The organism is Bradyrhizobium sp. Pha-3 (genome assembly GCF_042258325.1).
GTDB lineage: Bacteria > Pseudomonadota > Alphaproteobacteria > Rhizobiales > Xanthobacteraceae > Bradyrhizobium > Bradyrhizobium elkanii.
Window position 1 is genome coordinate 2,561,661 of record NZ_CP170151.1, and the last position, 15,381, is coordinate 2,577,041.

The 15,381-nt window shown below is 59.1% G+C and carries 18 protein-coding genes; 11 read left to right on the forward strand and 7 right to left on the reverse strand.

Annotated elements, in window-relative coordinates; all coding sequences use genetic code 11:
• Positions 1-1,015 precede the first annotated feature (1,015 nt).
• From ACE10X_RS11970 to ACE10X_RS11980, 3 genes are all read left to right on the forward strand, one after another.
• Complete coding sequence (locus ACE10X_RS11970; protein ID WP_075969288.1) at positions 1,016-1,288, forward strand: hypothetical protein; 273 nt, start codon at positions 1,016-1,018, stop codon at positions 1,286-1,288.
• 229 nt (positions 1,289-1,517) lie between these two features.
• Entirely contained in the window at positions 1,518-1,685 is a 168-nt protein-coding gene (locus ACE10X_RS11975; protein ID WP_016843161.1) for a hypothetical protein, read from the forward strand.
• Positions 1,686-2,784: 1,099 nt separating this feature from the next.
• Positions 2,785-2,964: a hypothetical protein gene (locus ACE10X_RS11980; protein ID WP_016843164.1), complete on the forward strand. Its 180-nt coding sequence runs from the start codon at positions 2,785-2,787 to the stop codon at positions 2,962-2,964.
• A gap of 324 nt (positions 2,965-3,288) precedes the next feature.
• Here the strand turns inward: ACE10X_RS11980 and ACE10X_RS11985 are convergent, their stop codons facing one another.
• Both ACE10X_RS11985 and ACE10X_RS11990 read right to left on the reverse strand, forming a co-directional pair.
• Positions 3,289-3,600, reverse strand: coding sequence for a hypothetical protein (locus ACE10X_RS11985; protein ID WP_233475805.1), 312 nt, complete (start codon positions 3,598-3,600; stop codon positions 3,289-3,291).
• A gap of 509 nt (positions 3,601-4,109) precedes the next feature.
• Complete coding sequence (locus ACE10X_RS11990; protein ID WP_050999402.1) at positions 4,110-4,541, reverse strand: hypothetical protein; 432 nt, start codon at positions 4,539-4,541, stop codon at positions 4,110-4,112.
• Positions 4,542-4,998: 457 nt separating this feature from the next.
• Between ACE10X_RS11990 and rpoH the strand changes: the two genes are divergently transcribed.
• From rpoH to ACE10X_RS12025, 7 genes are all read left to right on the forward strand, one after another.
• Positions 4,999-5,889, forward strand: a complete 891-nt coding sequence (gene rpoH, locus ACE10X_RS11995; RefSeq protein WP_016843170.1) for an RNA polymerase sigma factor RpoH — start codon at positions 4,999-5,001, stop codon at positions 5,887-5,889.
• Between the two features lie 560 nt (positions 5,890-6,449).
• On the forward strand, positions 6,450-6,764 hold the full coding sequence (groES, locus tag ACE10X_RS12000; RefSeq protein ID WP_038375291.1) for a co-chaperone GroES: 315 nt from the start codon (positions 6,450-6,452) through the stop codon (positions 6,762-6,764).
• A 35-nt stretch (positions 6,765-6,799) separates the two neighbouring features.
• A complete protein-coding gene (gene groL, locus ACE10X_RS12005) occupies positions 6,800-8,422 on the forward strand; it encodes a chaperonin GroEL (RefSeq protein WP_016843172.1) in 1,623 nt (540 codons plus the stop codon).
• A gap of 197 nt (positions 8,423-8,619) precedes the next feature.
• The gene (locus ACE10X_RS12010) at positions 8,620-8,952 is read left to right on the forward strand and encodes a hypothetical protein (protein WP_129964896.1); all 333 of its coding nucleotides are present in this window, start codon (positions 8,620-8,622) and stop codon (positions 8,950-8,952) included.
• A 527-nt stretch (positions 8,953-9,479) separates the two neighbouring features.
• Complete coding sequence (locus ACE10X_RS12015; protein WP_038375292.1) at positions 9,480-9,935, forward strand: Hsp20 family protein; 456 nt, start codon at positions 9,480-9,482, stop codon at positions 9,933-9,935.
• A 138-nt stretch (positions 9,936-10,073) separates the two neighbouring features.
• Positions 10,074-10,406 carry a hypothetical protein gene (locus ACE10X_RS12020; protein ID WP_016843176.1) on the forward strand — a complete coding sequence of 111 codons (333 nt, stop codon included), beginning with the start codon at positions 10,074-10,076 and terminating at the stop codon, positions 10,404-10,406.
• Positions 10,407-10,539: 133 nt separating this feature from the next.
• A complete protein-coding gene (locus tag ACE10X_RS12025) occupies positions 10,540-11,637 on the forward strand; it encodes a trypsin-like peptidase domain-containing protein (protein ID WP_253592498.1) in 1,098 nt (365 codons plus the stop codon).
• Between the two features lie 88 nt (positions 11,638-11,725).
• Here the strand turns inward: ACE10X_RS12025 and greA are convergent, their stop codons facing one another.
• The gene (greA, locus tag ACE10X_RS12030) at positions 11,726-12,205 is read right to left on the reverse strand and encodes a transcription elongation factor GreA (RefSeq protein ID WP_028343859.1); all 480 of its coding nucleotides are present in this window, start codon (positions 12,203-12,205) and stop codon (positions 11,726-11,728) included.
• Between the two features lie 292 nt (positions 12,206-12,497).
• Here greA and ACE10X_RS12035 point away from each other — a divergent pair, with 292 nt between their 5' ends.
• Positions 12,498-12,863 (forward strand): response regulator, encoded by a 366-nt coding sequence (locus tag ACE10X_RS12035; protein ID WP_233475806.1) that lies wholly within the window; start codon positions 12,498-12,500, stop codon positions 12,861-12,863.
• On the opposite strand, the gene ACE10X_RS12040 is transcribed toward ACE10X_RS12035, so the two are convergent.
• From ACE10X_RS12040 to ACE10X_RS12055, 4 genes are all read right to left on the reverse strand, one after another.
• Positions 12,838-13,032, reverse strand: a complete 195-nt coding sequence (locus ACE10X_RS12040; protein WP_035633041.1) for a hypothetical protein — start codon at positions 13,030-13,032, stop codon at positions 12,838-12,840. The genes ACE10X_RS12035 and ACE10X_RS12040 overlap by 26 nt on opposite strands.
• A gap of 70 nt (positions 13,033-13,102) precedes the next feature.
• Positions 13,103-13,600, reverse strand: coding sequence for an Hsp20/alpha crystallin family protein (locus ACE10X_RS12045; RefSeq protein WP_016843180.1), 498 nt, complete (start codon positions 13,598-13,600; stop codon positions 13,103-13,105).
• 77 nt (positions 13,601-13,677) lie between these two features.
• Entirely contained in the window at positions 13,678-14,133 is a 456-nt protein-coding gene (locus tag ACE10X_RS12050) for an Hsp20 family protein (protein ID WP_016843181.1), read from the reverse strand.
• A 613-nt stretch (positions 14,134-14,746) separates the two neighbouring features.
• Positions 14,747-14,914, reverse strand: coding sequence for a hypothetical protein (locus ACE10X_RS12055; RefSeq protein WP_155258730.1), 168 nt, complete (start codon positions 14,912-14,914; stop codon positions 14,747-14,749).
• Positions 14,915-15,381 lie beyond the last annotated feature (467 nt).

Sequence of the window (15,381 nt, forward strand, 5' to 3'; positions counted from 1 at the left end):
TCAGCATTGCCGGCGCAGTGCTGTTGCTTGACCTCATCTTCTAGCCCTCTGTTGTCCATTCGAGGACTAGCCAATACGTCTTTGCCGGCTTCGTGGACTTATAGTAGGTGCCGCTTACGCGCTTCTGAGCCGGTCATGATCGATCCCGGCCTTCCATTCAGCGGGTGCGCCGCTCGATAAAGGGGCGACCCGCTCGCCAGGTCGCGAACCAGGCGGGGCCCGCTTTAGTTGGAAGCAGTGCGCCTGTGAAGCCGGGCTTCATTAAACCCGCTCGCGCGCCTGCGGAGCAAGGCTCACTTGGGGAACCACCTGCACGAGATCAATACGATGGCTAGCGTATCCAGCTCCATATTAACGGCGGGCGCCGGAAAGCTTTTCTCGACTGGAGGAAGCGCAGAAGTCAAGCCGCTCGTTTCATTGCTCACAAGACGCCGAAACTGCAGCCGATGCTGATGGGCCAAAGGTTTGATCACCATTGTGGATTGCAAGAGTTTAGAGGGCTTCGTCATACAGCTGCTATAAAATCATCATGCGTGAGACGAGCAGCTTTTGGTCACTTGAGCTTGAGAACATGGCCGCGGGCCTGACCCGGACCACAAGCGCGGCTACGCGGAGAAGACCGCCGCAATTTTCGACCGTTAGGTAAAGGATATTGTTGGACCAGGTATTCCGCCGCACCAAGGCGTACTGAATATGCGGTCTGGACCGCGCGGCAAACAAGCTCCCTGAAGGAGACGCTGGGAAAGAGCGATGTTGACCTGCCGATCAAGGAGCTGCCGAAGGAAAGCCTCCGGTGGTCTGACGTCGCTCTCCCTCCCGAATAGGCGCCGCCGTTCTAGGCTTGCCAGATCGTCTTCGCGTCACGTCAGCATGGATCTCACCCTCTTTGGTCAACGGGTTACTTGAACTCGGCCCGGACGGTTCTAATTCAATGTATGGCCGAACCGAAGCTTCGGCTAATTGGAGCATAATAAGAGGCAAGCGCGTAAGCGCTTAAGAAGTTGAGGAAAGGGACATGAGAAAGCTTGCTTTTGCAGTCGTCGCGGCGGCAACGCTCCTCATTGGAACGGTTGCGCCGGCTTCGGCCCATTGGCGTCACCATGGTTGGGGCGGTCCGGGTATTGGCCCCGGGCTTGCTCTCGGGCTGTTCGCTGGAACATTAGCGGCCGCCACCGCACCCCCGGTCTATTATGGACCGGTCTACGGCCCGCCACCCTACTACTACGGCCGCCCGTATCGGGTCGTCCGCTACTATCGGCCGGTTTATCCCTACTGGTACGGCTGGTGACGAGGAGAAGGCGCGGCTCCGGCCGGGCCTTCTGTCAATTCCCGCGATACGTCGCTCGCTGCGCGAGAGGAAACTCTCGCGCGCGAATTCATTTGCTCCCGCAAAAAGCGTGCTTCGCGCGCTCGGGGAGTATGTCGAGGGCGACGTCGGTATCCCGTCGCTGGCGGCGGATTGCGACCTATCGCAGGATACGGTCGCGGTTTGCCCTGGCTCGAGGAGATCGGCGCGATTGACCGCACTTAACGAGAACGGCCGCCGCAATGGCGATGGCCGCGGCAAGCGCACCACGGATCCGATCCAGCTGCCGGTCGATGCCGATATCGCGACGATCGAGGCGCGTGCTGCCGGTCGTGACGTCGACGAAAGCCAAGTAAACTCGATTGGCCCTAGCTGCTAGCAAGGGCTAAATTCCAGTCCCGAAACGATTAGGACTCCGCTAGCCCTCGGCCAACGCTCGCAGCTGTGCGACCACCTAATCTCTGAACCTGAACCGGAAGATCCACATAAATCCCATCGGGGCGATTTCCGGAGATCACAAAACGATCGAAGAAGGCGAGACGGTCGAGTTCGCAGCGGCATTCGAGAGCTATGTCGACCATCAGGTCATGCGGCGACTTTTGCAGCGAGGTAGAAAATGTTTCTGACCTGGTTCAGCGCCGGATATAAACGCGACTGTCGGGACGACGTTGCGGACCTTTTCGCTCGCCAGTTGTCCGACCGGCGTTAGGATGCAAACTCTGGTGAACATCATTGCGGGGAATCCCACGCAAAACACCTTTTAATGAACGCACGAAACCGGCCTTACCGACAGCGCACCTAGCTATTCTGTCGGCGGGAACGGTTTGGAAGCATCAACCACCACTTCCGGCAACGCAAATGATCTGCGCATTTGGATTGATACATCAGCGCAGATTGCCGCGCGATCATCCAATGCGAGCACGTCTTACCGCTGCTTTACCCGCGGATGGTTCGATCCGTTGGAGGGATAAAGCTGATGGGATTTGTAGAGCGAAACAGCGATGGTATCATCGTTGGATGGTTTGTCTGTGAGCAGCTGGCGCCGATGGTGACCGAGCAGATCGCCGACGACGACCCGGCGGTGATTGGATTTCTTAATCCGCCGGCGCCGGTGCCGTCCTCCTGCACCGAACTCGGCTTGAAACGGGCCTTTGACGAGCTCGGCACATGGGCCGCGGCTCAAGGTAGTGATCGCGGCGAATGCGAACGTCCAGGACGAGTCGGATCTCGCGACCGAAATCCGCCGCGCAGATCCTCTGGTCCAGCACATGATCGCGGTCGTCGGCCTCTCCGACGCACAAGTGGACCAGCTGCTATTAGTTCGGGCAAACGCCCTGTCTGACTGGGTCGCAGAACGAAAGCTAAAATGACTAATTTGAAGGTACAAGCTCGATTTACTCTCCGCGTCGATGTGATTGACTACCTAGTTCAGAAGCGCGAAGCTCGCTGTCAGGGCGCTCGCGGGATTGTTTTCAATCATGAAGATGCTTACGGAATACTTGGAACGCGCCGTTGAGTTCGAGAAGTTAGCGGTCACTGAGCAGAATGGAGCGTTCAAGGCAGAGCTGTTAAAGCAAGCCTCGGCATACCGACATCTGGCAGAGATGCGTGCGGCGAAATATGGTTTGCCGAAACCAAGCCCTCCAGAAATCAAGTGAGACTACCTACGCTGGAGCACATTAGAAAGGCTGGAAACGATGAAGCCGCCGACCATGCTGCGCTCGCCATAAAGGCGCTTCGCAAGGCAGCGACCGGACAGCCCGCCGTGCAGCTTGCGCGCCAGCTTTTACGCGGCCTGCCTCGTAACGCCGCTAGACTTCGCCAGCGCCTTCAGGACCCCGGCTCTTGCCCCCGAAGACCCGGGGCATATTCTCGATCAGTTTGGAGCGGTCCCGGCTGGCACCTCGCTGGGGCCGTTTCGCTTCGGGGAACAAGCAGCAGTCCAACGACGTTGAGTAACCACGTGGGACTACTTGCCGGCCTCAGCACTCTCCCCGGGAGCTGGGGTCTTTTTTGTCGCGAGTCGTAAACAGCTTCGCCAAAGTCTCAGCCTGCTCTTTTGTCAGCTTCTCGGCGAACGCGCCGTTCTTTTCTATCTGCGCCGGTCCTTTGAGTTCGCTATCGTAGACCATCCATCCGTTGCCACCCTGCCGAACGAGGAAACGTCCCCGCATCGGGCGTCCAGTAAATTCCATCTGCATCCACCATCTGCGAAATACGAGCGCGTCGATTAGTTCGAAGGATGGAGCGCGCGGCATTGAACTATGTGAATCGTGACGATCAACTTTGGACAAGCACCACTCGGCTTTCGCGGCGAACTGAAAACGGCCCCCACCGGGGGCCGCTAACCCGAACGATACGGGTTTTCCTCTGGCAGTCGGGGGCACCTTGGCTGACCAGAAGCGCCAATTAGACGCTGATCTCCTCGCGATGGTTCCTAGCCTGACGCGTGGCAATTGGACAGGAGCGTACTAAAACTAGCTTCGTCGGATCGCGCGGGAAAAACTAGCAACTTCTGACAGCCGTGTTAGCTTCCACGCCTCGGGTCACGTCCCGATTCATCACGGTGACAGGCCTCAGCACCGGCCTCTAGGCCCCCAAAGCTGAGTCACCCTCGCTGACGTGCTTATCTGCGGGAATGGCGCTGCCGGCGATCCATGTCCAGCTTCGATCGCATAGATTGGTGTTGAATAGGGCTTTTCTCAGCTTCGCTGGAATGTCGTTTGTGGCGCTCATCGTCAGCGTAAGTTGGCTGCTGATCGGCTGAGCGTCCTACCTCTCGTGATGACATGACAACTTGGCCTCAGCGCAGCCCGATTGAGCCAACGACGACGTCGCTATAGAGGATGTTCCATTTCTGCCCGGCTGCGGCTCTGTCGCGCCGACGCGTGAGCTCGGTCACGTCGCATCTCCGGTCGGGCAGCGCCGCCACAGCTGCAGCAGCTCCGCGGCCGGCCGCTTGCCCGCCGTACTGCACTTCACGCAGCGCAGGCGACCGGCGAGATCGCGCACGTTGGTGGTCGGAACGTGGCGCAGCGCGGCTAGGCGCGACCGCGAGCGGTGTCTTGCACCGCGAGCAATTGATTTCGAGCCACGGATAGCCGGCTTGATGGCCTGGTCGATCGACGGCGATGCGTCGACCGGGCCCGCCGTCGGCGCAGATCTTTTTGTTCCAGCTCTGGCAGAGCAGATCGTCGGCCTCGCGGATGAGCGCCTCGCCGGCGGCGCAATCCATTTAAACTTAGCCGTGCCGCACCGCTACCCGACTTCGATAGGTATACGTCTCGGCCAAGGTTCGGAATGTCCCAAGTCTACGAGGTGTTTGAACCCTTGACGGACTGAGCACTCGGAAGCCGCCTGAGGCGTCGGGCTCCTCCTCCGCCTCATCGGGCAGCGGCAGTATGGCTTCCGACGAATTGGCTAGCTGATACGAGGAACAACCTGTTGGTTTCGTAGTTCTTTTGGCGCCGCCGGCCCGAGTGTCGCTGGGCGCCTCATGGCCCAGCTAAGCCAGGCGACACGGCGGCTCGTACCATTTTGCTCCGTGGAGGATTTGGATATGAAAACGACCCGTATTGTCGCTTGGCAGCCGATCAGCCTTACTCGCCTCGGCGGGGTCTCGCAGCTGCATCTTCCGTCTGGCCGCTCGTTAGAACTCAAGAGCGGCGACGGCTTATGAAGGAGGGCAAGTCATGTCAATCAAGTCAGCCCTCACCGCTATCCATTCGGAAGCCGGGTTGTCCCGGTACCTGCACGAGATCCGTAGCTTCCCGCTGCTAGATGCCTCCGAAGAAGTGATGTATGCAAGGCGTCTTCGGGATGCCGGGGATAGCGAAGCTGCCTACCGTCTGGTGACGAGCCATCTACGACTGGCTGCCAAGATCGCGCTGAAATATCGGCGCTATGGATTGCCCATCGCCGACCTCATCTCGGAAGCCAACGTCGGATTGATGCTGGCCGTCAGGCGGTTCGACCCTGAGAAGGGATTTCGCCTGGCGACTTATGCCGCTTGGTGGATCAAGGCGTCCGTACAGGAATTCGTCCTGCGATCATGGTCGCTCGTCAAGCTCGGCACAACCGCGGCGCAAAAAAAGCTGTTCTTTAACCTTCAAAAGTTGAAGAGACGCCTTGGAACGCCGGACGATGGCGAGCTTTCGCCGGAGCAGGTGAAGCAGATCTCTGACCATCTTCAGGTCAAGCAAACCGACGTCGTCGAGATGAACGGGCGGATCCGTGGCGACATGACGCTGAATGTTCAACTCAGTGACGAGGAAGGCGAACAGTGGCAGGACAGGGTCGCAGATTCATCTCCTGATCCTGAAACCCTGCTCGTGGAGGCCGGAGACCGAGAACGGCAGAAGGCCGCACTCTCGGAGGCGCTGTGTGCGCTTTCTCCGCGAGAACGCACCATTGTCGAAGCCCGTTACATGGCAGATGAGCAAAGAACGCTTGACGATCTTGCCAATACCTTCGGTATTTCGCGTGAGCGTATCCGCCAGATCGAGCAGCGTGCGTTGCAGCGTATCAAGTCGACGCTGTGCGCACGCCTTCCGGAGCTTGCGGCTGCTTCAGCGAGCGCATAGTAGAAGCAGAACATAGAAACTGCTGGCCGGCTGCTGATCGATGAATCAGCAGCCGGTGCAGATATCAAGCACGATGGCTCCCGCCGAGAAATCACGGTCCTTGCGGCCGCCGGACTTTGTTCTTGCCCGGGGGCTGGCCGCTTTGATCACTGACAAGCTGCTTAACGGTGGCCTCGGAGCTTCGCACTGCTCGCGACGAATCCGCTTCTTTCGCCTGCAGCGAGATCACCATCCCGATTGGAGCAGCAAGTACCATTAAGCTCCACATCTCTGGTTACCCTCCTTTCGACGATGCTCAATTTGCCGCGCAGAGTTGTTCTGAAGCCGAGACAACGTCTCGGTTTGACGGTTTCAATTCTCAAGGTGCGCTGAGCGTTTCCGGACGCAGGAGAATGCTCTCCGGTTACGAGCCGCGAGCAATATCGACGATCCGGCTTTCGCCGCAAAAATTTTCTTCCAACCTCTTGAAAGTAGAACCCTCGCTCCTAGGTGGATTTTTGCCCGGGGGCCGTTATGGACCCGGTTTTGGACATCGCTGAACCTACCCAAGGAGGATGTGCATGCATTTCCGTCCCTTGCACGATCGCGTGCTCGTGCGACGTCTCGACGCCGAAGAGAAAACCGCCGGCGGTATCATCATTCCAGACACAGCAAAGGAGAAGCCGCAGCAGGGCGAGATTGTCGCCACTGGCCCCGGCGCACGCAACGAACAGGGCCAGCTCATTCAACTCGACGTCAAGCCCGGTGACCGTGTCCTGTTCGGCAAGTGGTCTGGTACCGAGGTCAAGATCGACGGCGAGAAATTCCTGATCATGAAGGAAAGCGACCTTCTGGGTGTTGTCGACAAGACAGCGACCGTCAAGAAGGCAGCTTAGCGCGCTGACAGTCATAGAGGAAAGGAGAGATCAAAATGGCTGCCAAGGACGTGAAGTTCGCAACCGAGGCCCGAGAGCGCATGCTGCGGGGCGTCGACACACTGGCAAACGCGGTGAAGGTCACACTCGGTCCGAAGGGGCGTAACGTCGTGATCGAGAAATCGTTCGGTGCGCCGCGCATCACCAAAGATGGCGTAACCGTCGCCAAAGAGGTCGAACTGGAGGACAAGTTCGAGAACATGGGCGCGCAGATGGTGCGCGAGGTCGCCTCGAAGACCAACGATCTGGCGGGCGACGGCACCACGACCGCGACCGTGCTCGCTCAGGCCATCTTCAAGGAGGGCAGCAAATCCGTCGCCGCCGGCATGAACCCAATGGATCTGAAGCGGGGGATTGACCTGGCTGTCGACGCCGTCGTTTCCGACCTCAAATCACACGCCAGGAAAATCACCTCCAATGACGAGATCGCCCAGGTCGGCACAATCTCCGCCAATGGTGATACCGAGATCGGCCGCTTCCTGGCCGACGCCATGAACAAGGTCGGTAATGAAGGCGTGATCACCGTCGAGGAGGCCAAGAGCCTGCACACCGAGCTCGAAGTGGTCGAGGGCATGCAGTTCGACCGCGGCTACATCTCGCCCTACTTCGTCACGAACCCCGAGAAGATGCGTGTCGAACTCGAGGATCCCTACGTTCTGATTCACGAGAAGAAGCTGTCCGGCTTGCAGACCATGCTGCCGCTGTTGGAGCAGGTCGTTCAGTCCGGTAAGCCGCTCCTGATCATCGCGGAGGACATCGAAGGTGAAGCGCTTGCGACATTGGTCGTCAATAGACTGCGCGGCGGATTGAAGGTCGCGGCCGTCAAGGCACCTGGCTTCGGCGATCGTCGCAAGGCCATGCTGGAGGACATCGCGATCCTGACCGGCGGCAATGTCATCAGCGAGGACCTCGGCATCAAGCTGGAAAACGTCACAGTGAAGATGCTCGGGCGCGCCAAGAAGGTCGTCATTGACAAGGACAACACCACCATTGTTGAGGGCGCGGGCGCCAAGAAGGATATCGAGGCGCGCGCCCAGCAAATCAGGCTCCAGATCGAGGAGACGACCTCCGACTATGATCGCGAAAAGCTGCAAGAGCGCCTCGCCAAGCTTGCCGGAGGCGTCGCAGTGATCCGTGTGGGTGGTGCGACGGAGGTCGAAGTCAAGGAACGCAAAGACCGTGTCGACGACGCGATGCATGCGACTCGAGCGGCGGTGGAGGAGGGGATTCTCCCCGGAGGCGGGGTTGCCCTCCTGCGTGCCCTCGAAGCGCTCGACGGCATCAAGACCGCGAACGCCGACCAGAAGGCCGGCATCGACATCGTTCGTCGCGCCATCCGGATGCCGGCTCGGCAGATCGTGCAGAACGCCGGCGAAGACGGCTCACTGGTTGTCGGCAAGCTTCTGGAGCACCAGAGTTACAACTGGGGCTTCAACGCGGCAACTGGCGAGTACGAGGATCTTGTGAAAGCCGGTGTGATCGATCCCGCCAAGGTCGTGCGCACCGCCTTGCAGGACGCTGCGTCGGTGGCCTCGCTGCTGATCACCACCGAGGCACTCGTGGCCGAAAAGCCGAAGAAGGCTGAATCCGCTTCGGCAGCTCCCGCCATGGACTTCTGAACAACCGAGCCCGGCCGATCAAGGCCGGGCTCCACCGATGAGAGGAGAGAAGACCGCTTCCAAAGATGGAGTGTCCCATGAACAAGCCTAATCGTCGTCGGCTCAGGATGAGGCAGGACACGATCCATTGGTTCATGTTCTCCCTGAGTTTTGTCACCATTGCCTGGATCTGTTTTCGAACGATGGGAGGAGTATAGATGCTGAGTTATCACCATACGTTGTCCGACCGGACGGAGACCAACCGCAATCTGCGGCGAAGCCTGCTTGCTTTAGTAGTAGCCGGCGCAATGTCTCTGGCGGCCTTCGGTGCTTACGGCGTGGAAAGCCCGCGGGGAGCCGAGGCCACACAGGGTACCTTCACTGGACTGCCACTGCCGCCAATCCCGTATCTCGACACGATGCCGTGGCTGAAATGGCAGCCCGCGGCGGCAACGATGAAGATCGACATCTTGCTGCCGCCGACCTCCGCGCCGACCGGCATCTGGCCGCAACCGTCGCCCCATCCCGCGGGACTGGCGGCAACAAGCTGAACCTCAGAGAGCGGCCCGCGAAGGCCGCTCCCTACCTTACGCAATCTCGTCAAGAGCGAGCGGCACTCATGTCCGGGCTGAGTTCGGCGAGGCATTCCGTGCGCGGGAACTCTGATGCAACCTCAAGCAACAGTTGAGCTTGCCGTCCGCGACTTCCTCATCCGAGGTTGTCTGAAGGTGATCGGTCACTACGAGCGCCTGCTCTCAACTGCCAGGAGCGAGCAAGGCGGCAGCTCTATCAAGCCCGGATTGAGCGAGAGCAGCGAGTGATGGATGTCCTACGCCAGGGTGCTTACCCGGATCGCTTGGCCGCGTAGTCGCTGACCCGCCAGGCGAGGTTCGGTCAGAAAAAAGCGCACGGCCTCTTGAATTCACGAGTGTCAGTTCTAATTCGTTTCTCGACCGCGACTGCGGTATGTCGAGCGCCAGGCCGGGCTCGACGAGGCTGGACCGGGGGTGTTCGACGATAATCGAAACTCCGATCCTGCCTTGCTTCGTATCCATATTGCTCTTTGGAGGACTTGGCTATGAGGACACTTGATTTTACGCCACTGTGGCGCACCAGCGTCGGCTTCGATCACTTGGCTGGCCTCATCGACGGCATGTCGCGCCGGCCGAATGAGGATAGCTATCCGCCATACAATATCGAGCGGTCCGGTGAGGATCACTATCGAATCACGCTGGCCGTAGCAGGTTTCGGCGCTAGTGACATCTCCGTGACGGCGGAGCAAAATGCGCTCACGATCGAAGGCAAGACGTCCGACGGGGATGCGCGGCGGTATCTCTACCAAGGTATTCCGGCGCGACCGTTCCGGAGAGTCTTCAGTCTGGCCGAGTACGTCCGGGTCAAGCAGGCATCCTTCCGGGACGGTCTCTTGACCATTGATCTCGTTCGAGAGATTCCGGAGACGATGAAGCCGCGCAAGATCCAGATCGGTGCAACGGCTGCTTCGTCGCAAATTGAGCGGAAGAAGGCAGCTTAGGTAGCTTCGATCCGTGGACCGGCGATGTCATCGGACGTTCCTGACCGATCTCATCTCAACGTGGGTGGCGCATCGACTACGCCGCCACCCAAATCACGAGCACCATCCCCTGGAAAGGAGTGAACAGGGAGGCGAGCCATGACTAACGTAAAAATCGACGGCGGCGATCTGCACCCATTCTTCCACCCCGCCGCTCGCTACATTTCTCCGGCGGAAGTCCTGAATGACATTGAGCTCTCGACGCCTGAGAAGCGAATCATCCTGTCCTCGTGGGCGTCGGATATGTACGCCGTGGAATCCTGTCCCGGCATGCGGGAGGTCCCCGGAATGGGCCACGCTGTGAAGTTGGCCGACATACTGGCAGCGTTGCGGCAACTCGACAGAGACGACGATGATGATCCGCCCAGTGGCGGTGGCGTCCCCATGCGGCTGCGGCGGCCCTGGGCCGCCGCACAGCGGAGGGCGCTGTGATGGTCACGGAAGCCGTTCTAGCGATCGTGCTGCTTGGCCATGCCGCAGCAGCCTGGGCAATTCCGCTCCTAGCATTGGAAGGAACGCGTCTGCCTCAGATTGACGATCCCACAAGCACGCAAGGGTGATCGGAATGTTGGGTCAGCGAACAATATTGGCATGGCTTCTGGTTGTGGCGCTATTCGGGGCTTCACCGGCTATATCCCAAGTGCCGGACCTGAAGACGGGTGGTTCTGTGCCAACATTGGCGCCGGTAGTTCGACAGGTGACACCCGCGGTTGTTAATATTTCCGTGCACGGCCGTGTCCGTGAGGACAATCCGCTTTACCGCGACCCGTTCTTTCGTGAGTTTTTCGACATTCCCAAGCAGGTCGAGAAGGAAATCAATTCGACCGGTTCGGGAGTCATCGTCGATGCCAGGCGCGGCTATGTGTTGACCAACAATCATGTTGTCGAAGGCGCCTCGGTCGTTCGGATCACGACCAAGGACGGCCGGCAGTTAACTGCGAAGGTAATCGGGCGCGATGCGCCAACTGACGTTGCAGTGCTGCAGATCCAAGACCCTGCCGGCCTTCAGGCGCTTCCTTTCGGCGACAGTGATGCGCTTGAGGTCGGAGATTTCGTGCTCGCGATCGGCAATCCCTTTGGACTCGGCCAGACCGTCACGTCCGGCCTGGTCAGTGCGCTGGGTCGCACTGGCTTGAGCAAGGAAGGCTTTGAGGACTTCATCCAGACCGACGCTGCGATCAATCCGGGAAATTCCGGCGGCGCATTGGTGAATCTCCGCGGCGAATTGGTCGGCATCAACTCCGCGATCATTTCGCCGGGCGGAGGGAATGTCGGGATCGGTTTTGCAATTCCCGCGAATATGGCCCGGATCGTTATGGAGCAGATTGTAGATAAGGGACACGTTGAGCGAGGCCGCATTGGCGTTTCACTGCGCGAACTCCAACCGTCGACCAAACAAGGGCGCAACGAAGGCGCGGTGATCGCAGAGGTCGCGGCAGACTCTCCGGCTGCAAGGGCCGGCTTGCGGAAGGACGATATTGTTGTCATGGCAGACGACCGTCGGATCCGCAGCGCGTCGCAACTTCGTAACAAGATCGGCCTGGCGCGTGTCGGTCAAGATGTGAAGCTCACCATCGTGCGGGGCGGTCAAACCAGTTCCGCCGTCGTGAAAGTTGCTCCGCCTGACCAGGCAAGCAGCACATCCACTCGCCTGCTGCATTGATGCAAAAGGTTCAAGACAATCTGGCCGGTCGACTGCCAAATTCATGCTCTGGCAGACGTATTGGCTCAAAAGCCCAGCCCCTCTGCTTTTAGGGCAGCCATCTTACTTGCTCAACTTTGTAACTCTTGTCACCGCCTGGCGTCTGGACGGCTACGACTGACCCTTTGGACCTGCCTATCAACGCCCGTGCGAGCGGGGAACTGAACGAGATCTTGCCTTTTGCCGGGTCGGCTTCCGGCTCGCCAACGATTTGGCAAATTCGCTCCTCGCCCGTATCCTGGTCCGTCAGTGTGACCGTCGCGCCGAATTTGATGGTCTCGCCGGAGAGCTTTGACACTTCGATGATTTCTGCACGTGCAAGCTTGCTTTCTAACTCGGCTATGCGAGCTTCGTTGAGCCTTTGCTCGCCCAACGCAGCCTGATATTCCGAATTCTCAATAAGGTTGGGCTCGTCGGCAATCGCTTGCTGAATGCGCTCGGCAAGATGAGGCCGCTTGATTCTAGTGCGGTCGGCCAGTTCGTCGTTAAGGGCGGCATGACCGGCCGCAGTCATGGGGAGGGTTGGCATCAATTCGGACCGCCTTGTGAGAGCACCGCGAGCGGCCGCGGTCGCCTGCCGGGCCTACCTATCTCGGTACTATGGGCTGGCAACTATGCTGGCCTTTACCTGTTCCAAGGACCGCCCGGTCCAAGGAGCCCGACAAGGGAACGGAACTTGGGTTGTCGCAGGTCTACGGGTTTGCCGTGCGAATATCGACCAGTGCAGTTGTATGAGCCAATTGGGCACTCCTTGCATGGGCGCACGGGAGTACATCCTTGCTGTGGACGACGACGCGAGCGTCCGCGAAACGTCACGGAACATGCTTGACGATCTCGGATACCAGGCGATTGCGGCTGATAATCTGGATGCCGCGCTGTCGACCCTTTCTCATCAAGCAATCGATGTGGCGATTATTGATCTGGCGATGCCCGACGTTTCTGGACTCAACGTCGGACTTGAGCTTCAACGGCAGCAGCCGGGCTTGCCGATCGTGTACTGCAGTGGCTATCCAGATCTCATCGAAAAGCCTAGCAAACACATGAACGACAGTCTGCTCCTCAGCAAGCCGTTTTTCTCCCAGGAACTCTCAGCCAAGCTGGAAGCGATGCTACGCACCAGCCGTCTGCTTGACTCGGACGCAGCGCCAAATCCGCGCGGACTCAATCAATACCGGTCCGCACCATAGCGCGCGCCAGCTCGAGTTCGCTGATAGCCTGGCGCAGCGAACGGCGGGCCGCGCTCTTATCTCCATTCGCACAGGCGACTTTCAGTTCCTCGATGTGTTGAGCCGCGATCTTTGCATGCGCAACAACATCCGCAGCGCCTGCAAAACTGGATTTCCGCTTTGTGTCCATGGTCGGGCACACCCCCGCCCGCTCTTATTGGAAATAGGACGGGAGCGGAGACCGCTCCCATCGATTTGTGTCATTTCGAGTTGATCGCAATACGCTTCACCTTGGATTCTGCTTGCGGCAGCTTTGGCATGGTGACAGTCAGAACTCCGTTCTTGAACGCAGCAGAGATCTTGTCCTGGTCCACGTCTTCGATCGGGATGCGCCGTTCAAACCTGCCGTAGTACCGCTCGCTGAACCTGCGATCCTTGTCTTCCGTCTCAGTCTTCTTCTCTCCCTTGATCGAGAGAACGCCATTGGCGAGCTCGATCTGGACGTCTTTCTCGTCGAGACCTGGCAACTCCGCCGTGACTTTCACGTCCTGGTTACTCTCGTTGACCTCGATGCTCGGCCAATTCATCGACTGCTCGAGAAAGCTGCCGCCAAATGGCGCGACATCGAAGCCGCGGAAGGCGTCATCGAATAGCCGGTTCATCTCCCGGTGCAGGGTTAGAACCGGATTGTAGTTTTCGGAGCGACGGGTGGTCAGATCACGACCGCGGCCCCAGGGGGGCAGATCGGTGATAGCCATGGATTTTCTCCTTCTTTGTTCCAAAATTCGCGACGCGATAAAGCCTCGCCGCAAAATTCAATTGTGAGCAGGCGGTGTTACGCCGCATGCTTGTTCTCATCTTTCTGGTGATCAGCACCTGTGTTGATCGCAATCTGGCGCGGTTTCATCGCCTCGGGAACCTCCCGAACCAGATCGATCTTGAGCATGCCATTCTCGAACCAGGCGCCCTTCACTTGCACGTACTCGGCCAGATTGAAGATCTGTCGGAACGGGCGCGCAGAGATGCCTTGATAGAGATATTGATGGCCGCTTTTGTCGGCCTTGCGACCCTCAACGGTCAGTGTGTTCTGCCCGGCCGTGATGGAGACCGTGTCAGGCGGGAAGCCGGCAAGAGCCAGCGTGATTTGGTAGTGGTCCTCACCGACACGTTCGATGTCGTAGGGCGGGTAATTGTCCGCGCCGGTCCATCGGCCGGAGTCCGCGAGAAGGTCGAACAGACGATCGAATCCAACCGTCGATCGCCACAGGGGAGCGAGATCAAGCGTGGTCATAGCCATATCCTCCTTTTGAGCAACATGGATAAGAGCACCCAGGACGCTTGCCGGGTGCCTGCACGCGCCCCGTAGCAGGCGCCCGATTGTGCCGTGCAATTACTGCGTGGCTACCCATAAAATTAGAAGGGGGGCGTATCGTTTCAAGGCCTTCCAGGCACTTGCGAAAGCGGCAGTGCCGCACCCATGTTTTTGTCGGATCCGGCTGAGGCGAATGTGGAAGGACTTCCTGCCGTCCTGCTGCGTCTCAGCCGGTTCCTCCAAAGGTACTCGCCAACGAAAGTGACCATGGCAGCAGTCCAAAACGACGTGATCGACACGGCGCTTCTGGAATCATTTTTCGGGAGTGACCCGCCGTGCTTCGCCGCGCTCGGCGTCACCATCGGATCTCCTGGCCGGTTTGGTATGTCGCGCGCGCAGCTCCTGGAGATGAAACTCCCACCTTCGGTCGCGGCTGAGCGGAAGACCGCGACAAATAGCCCTGGTGTCGGACAGTCACGAGAGCCGCGCATCGTGAGATCTCGGAACGAAGGCTCCTGCCGGGGGGCATAGCGCTGCGCCGGCGGAGCCATGTCGGTCGAGCCGGCAGAAATCTAAGAGTAATAGGCGATCATCAACCGGTTCTGTCATCGCGCCGTTCGGTTTGACAGCAACTTAAAAGGCTAGCGATCACCGATGCCGGAAAGGCGACAATCAATAATGCGCCAAGCATGATGCCGACGTTCGGCGCAACATCGAGAGCATCGTGCGCGCCGATCGCTAATGCTGCTGCTGCGCCCACGGTATTGAATACTTAAGATGCATCGGACGTCCACTCCGTTCTCCATCACAACGCGTTTCCGTGAGCAACTGTGAGTGGCTGGTCTATGAGCGGCTTGCTTTAGCGATTCTAAAGCTCTCCACGGATCATGCCGATAATCTCCACAGCGTTTCGCCGGGCCCGATCTCGGCAGACCCGCGGCGAATGGAAAGTCGCGCGAGCGGCTTGGGGGACCACCCGCGCTAGTCTGGGTGGAAGCTTGGCCATCTCTGGGGGGCGCGATACATGAGGGCCAAGCCGTATTCCTCCGAGCAACTCGCGTGCCAGACGGGCGCGCGCAGCCTCCTCACGGGGCAAACATAAGCTCATGAAGCGCGGCGCCAGGTCGAAGCCATGAAAAACGTGCGGGCGGCGGGAGATCCGCCCGCACGAGTTGCGCTACGAAGCGGCTTGGGCCTCAGGAGGTCGTGATTGAGCAACCAAGCCGT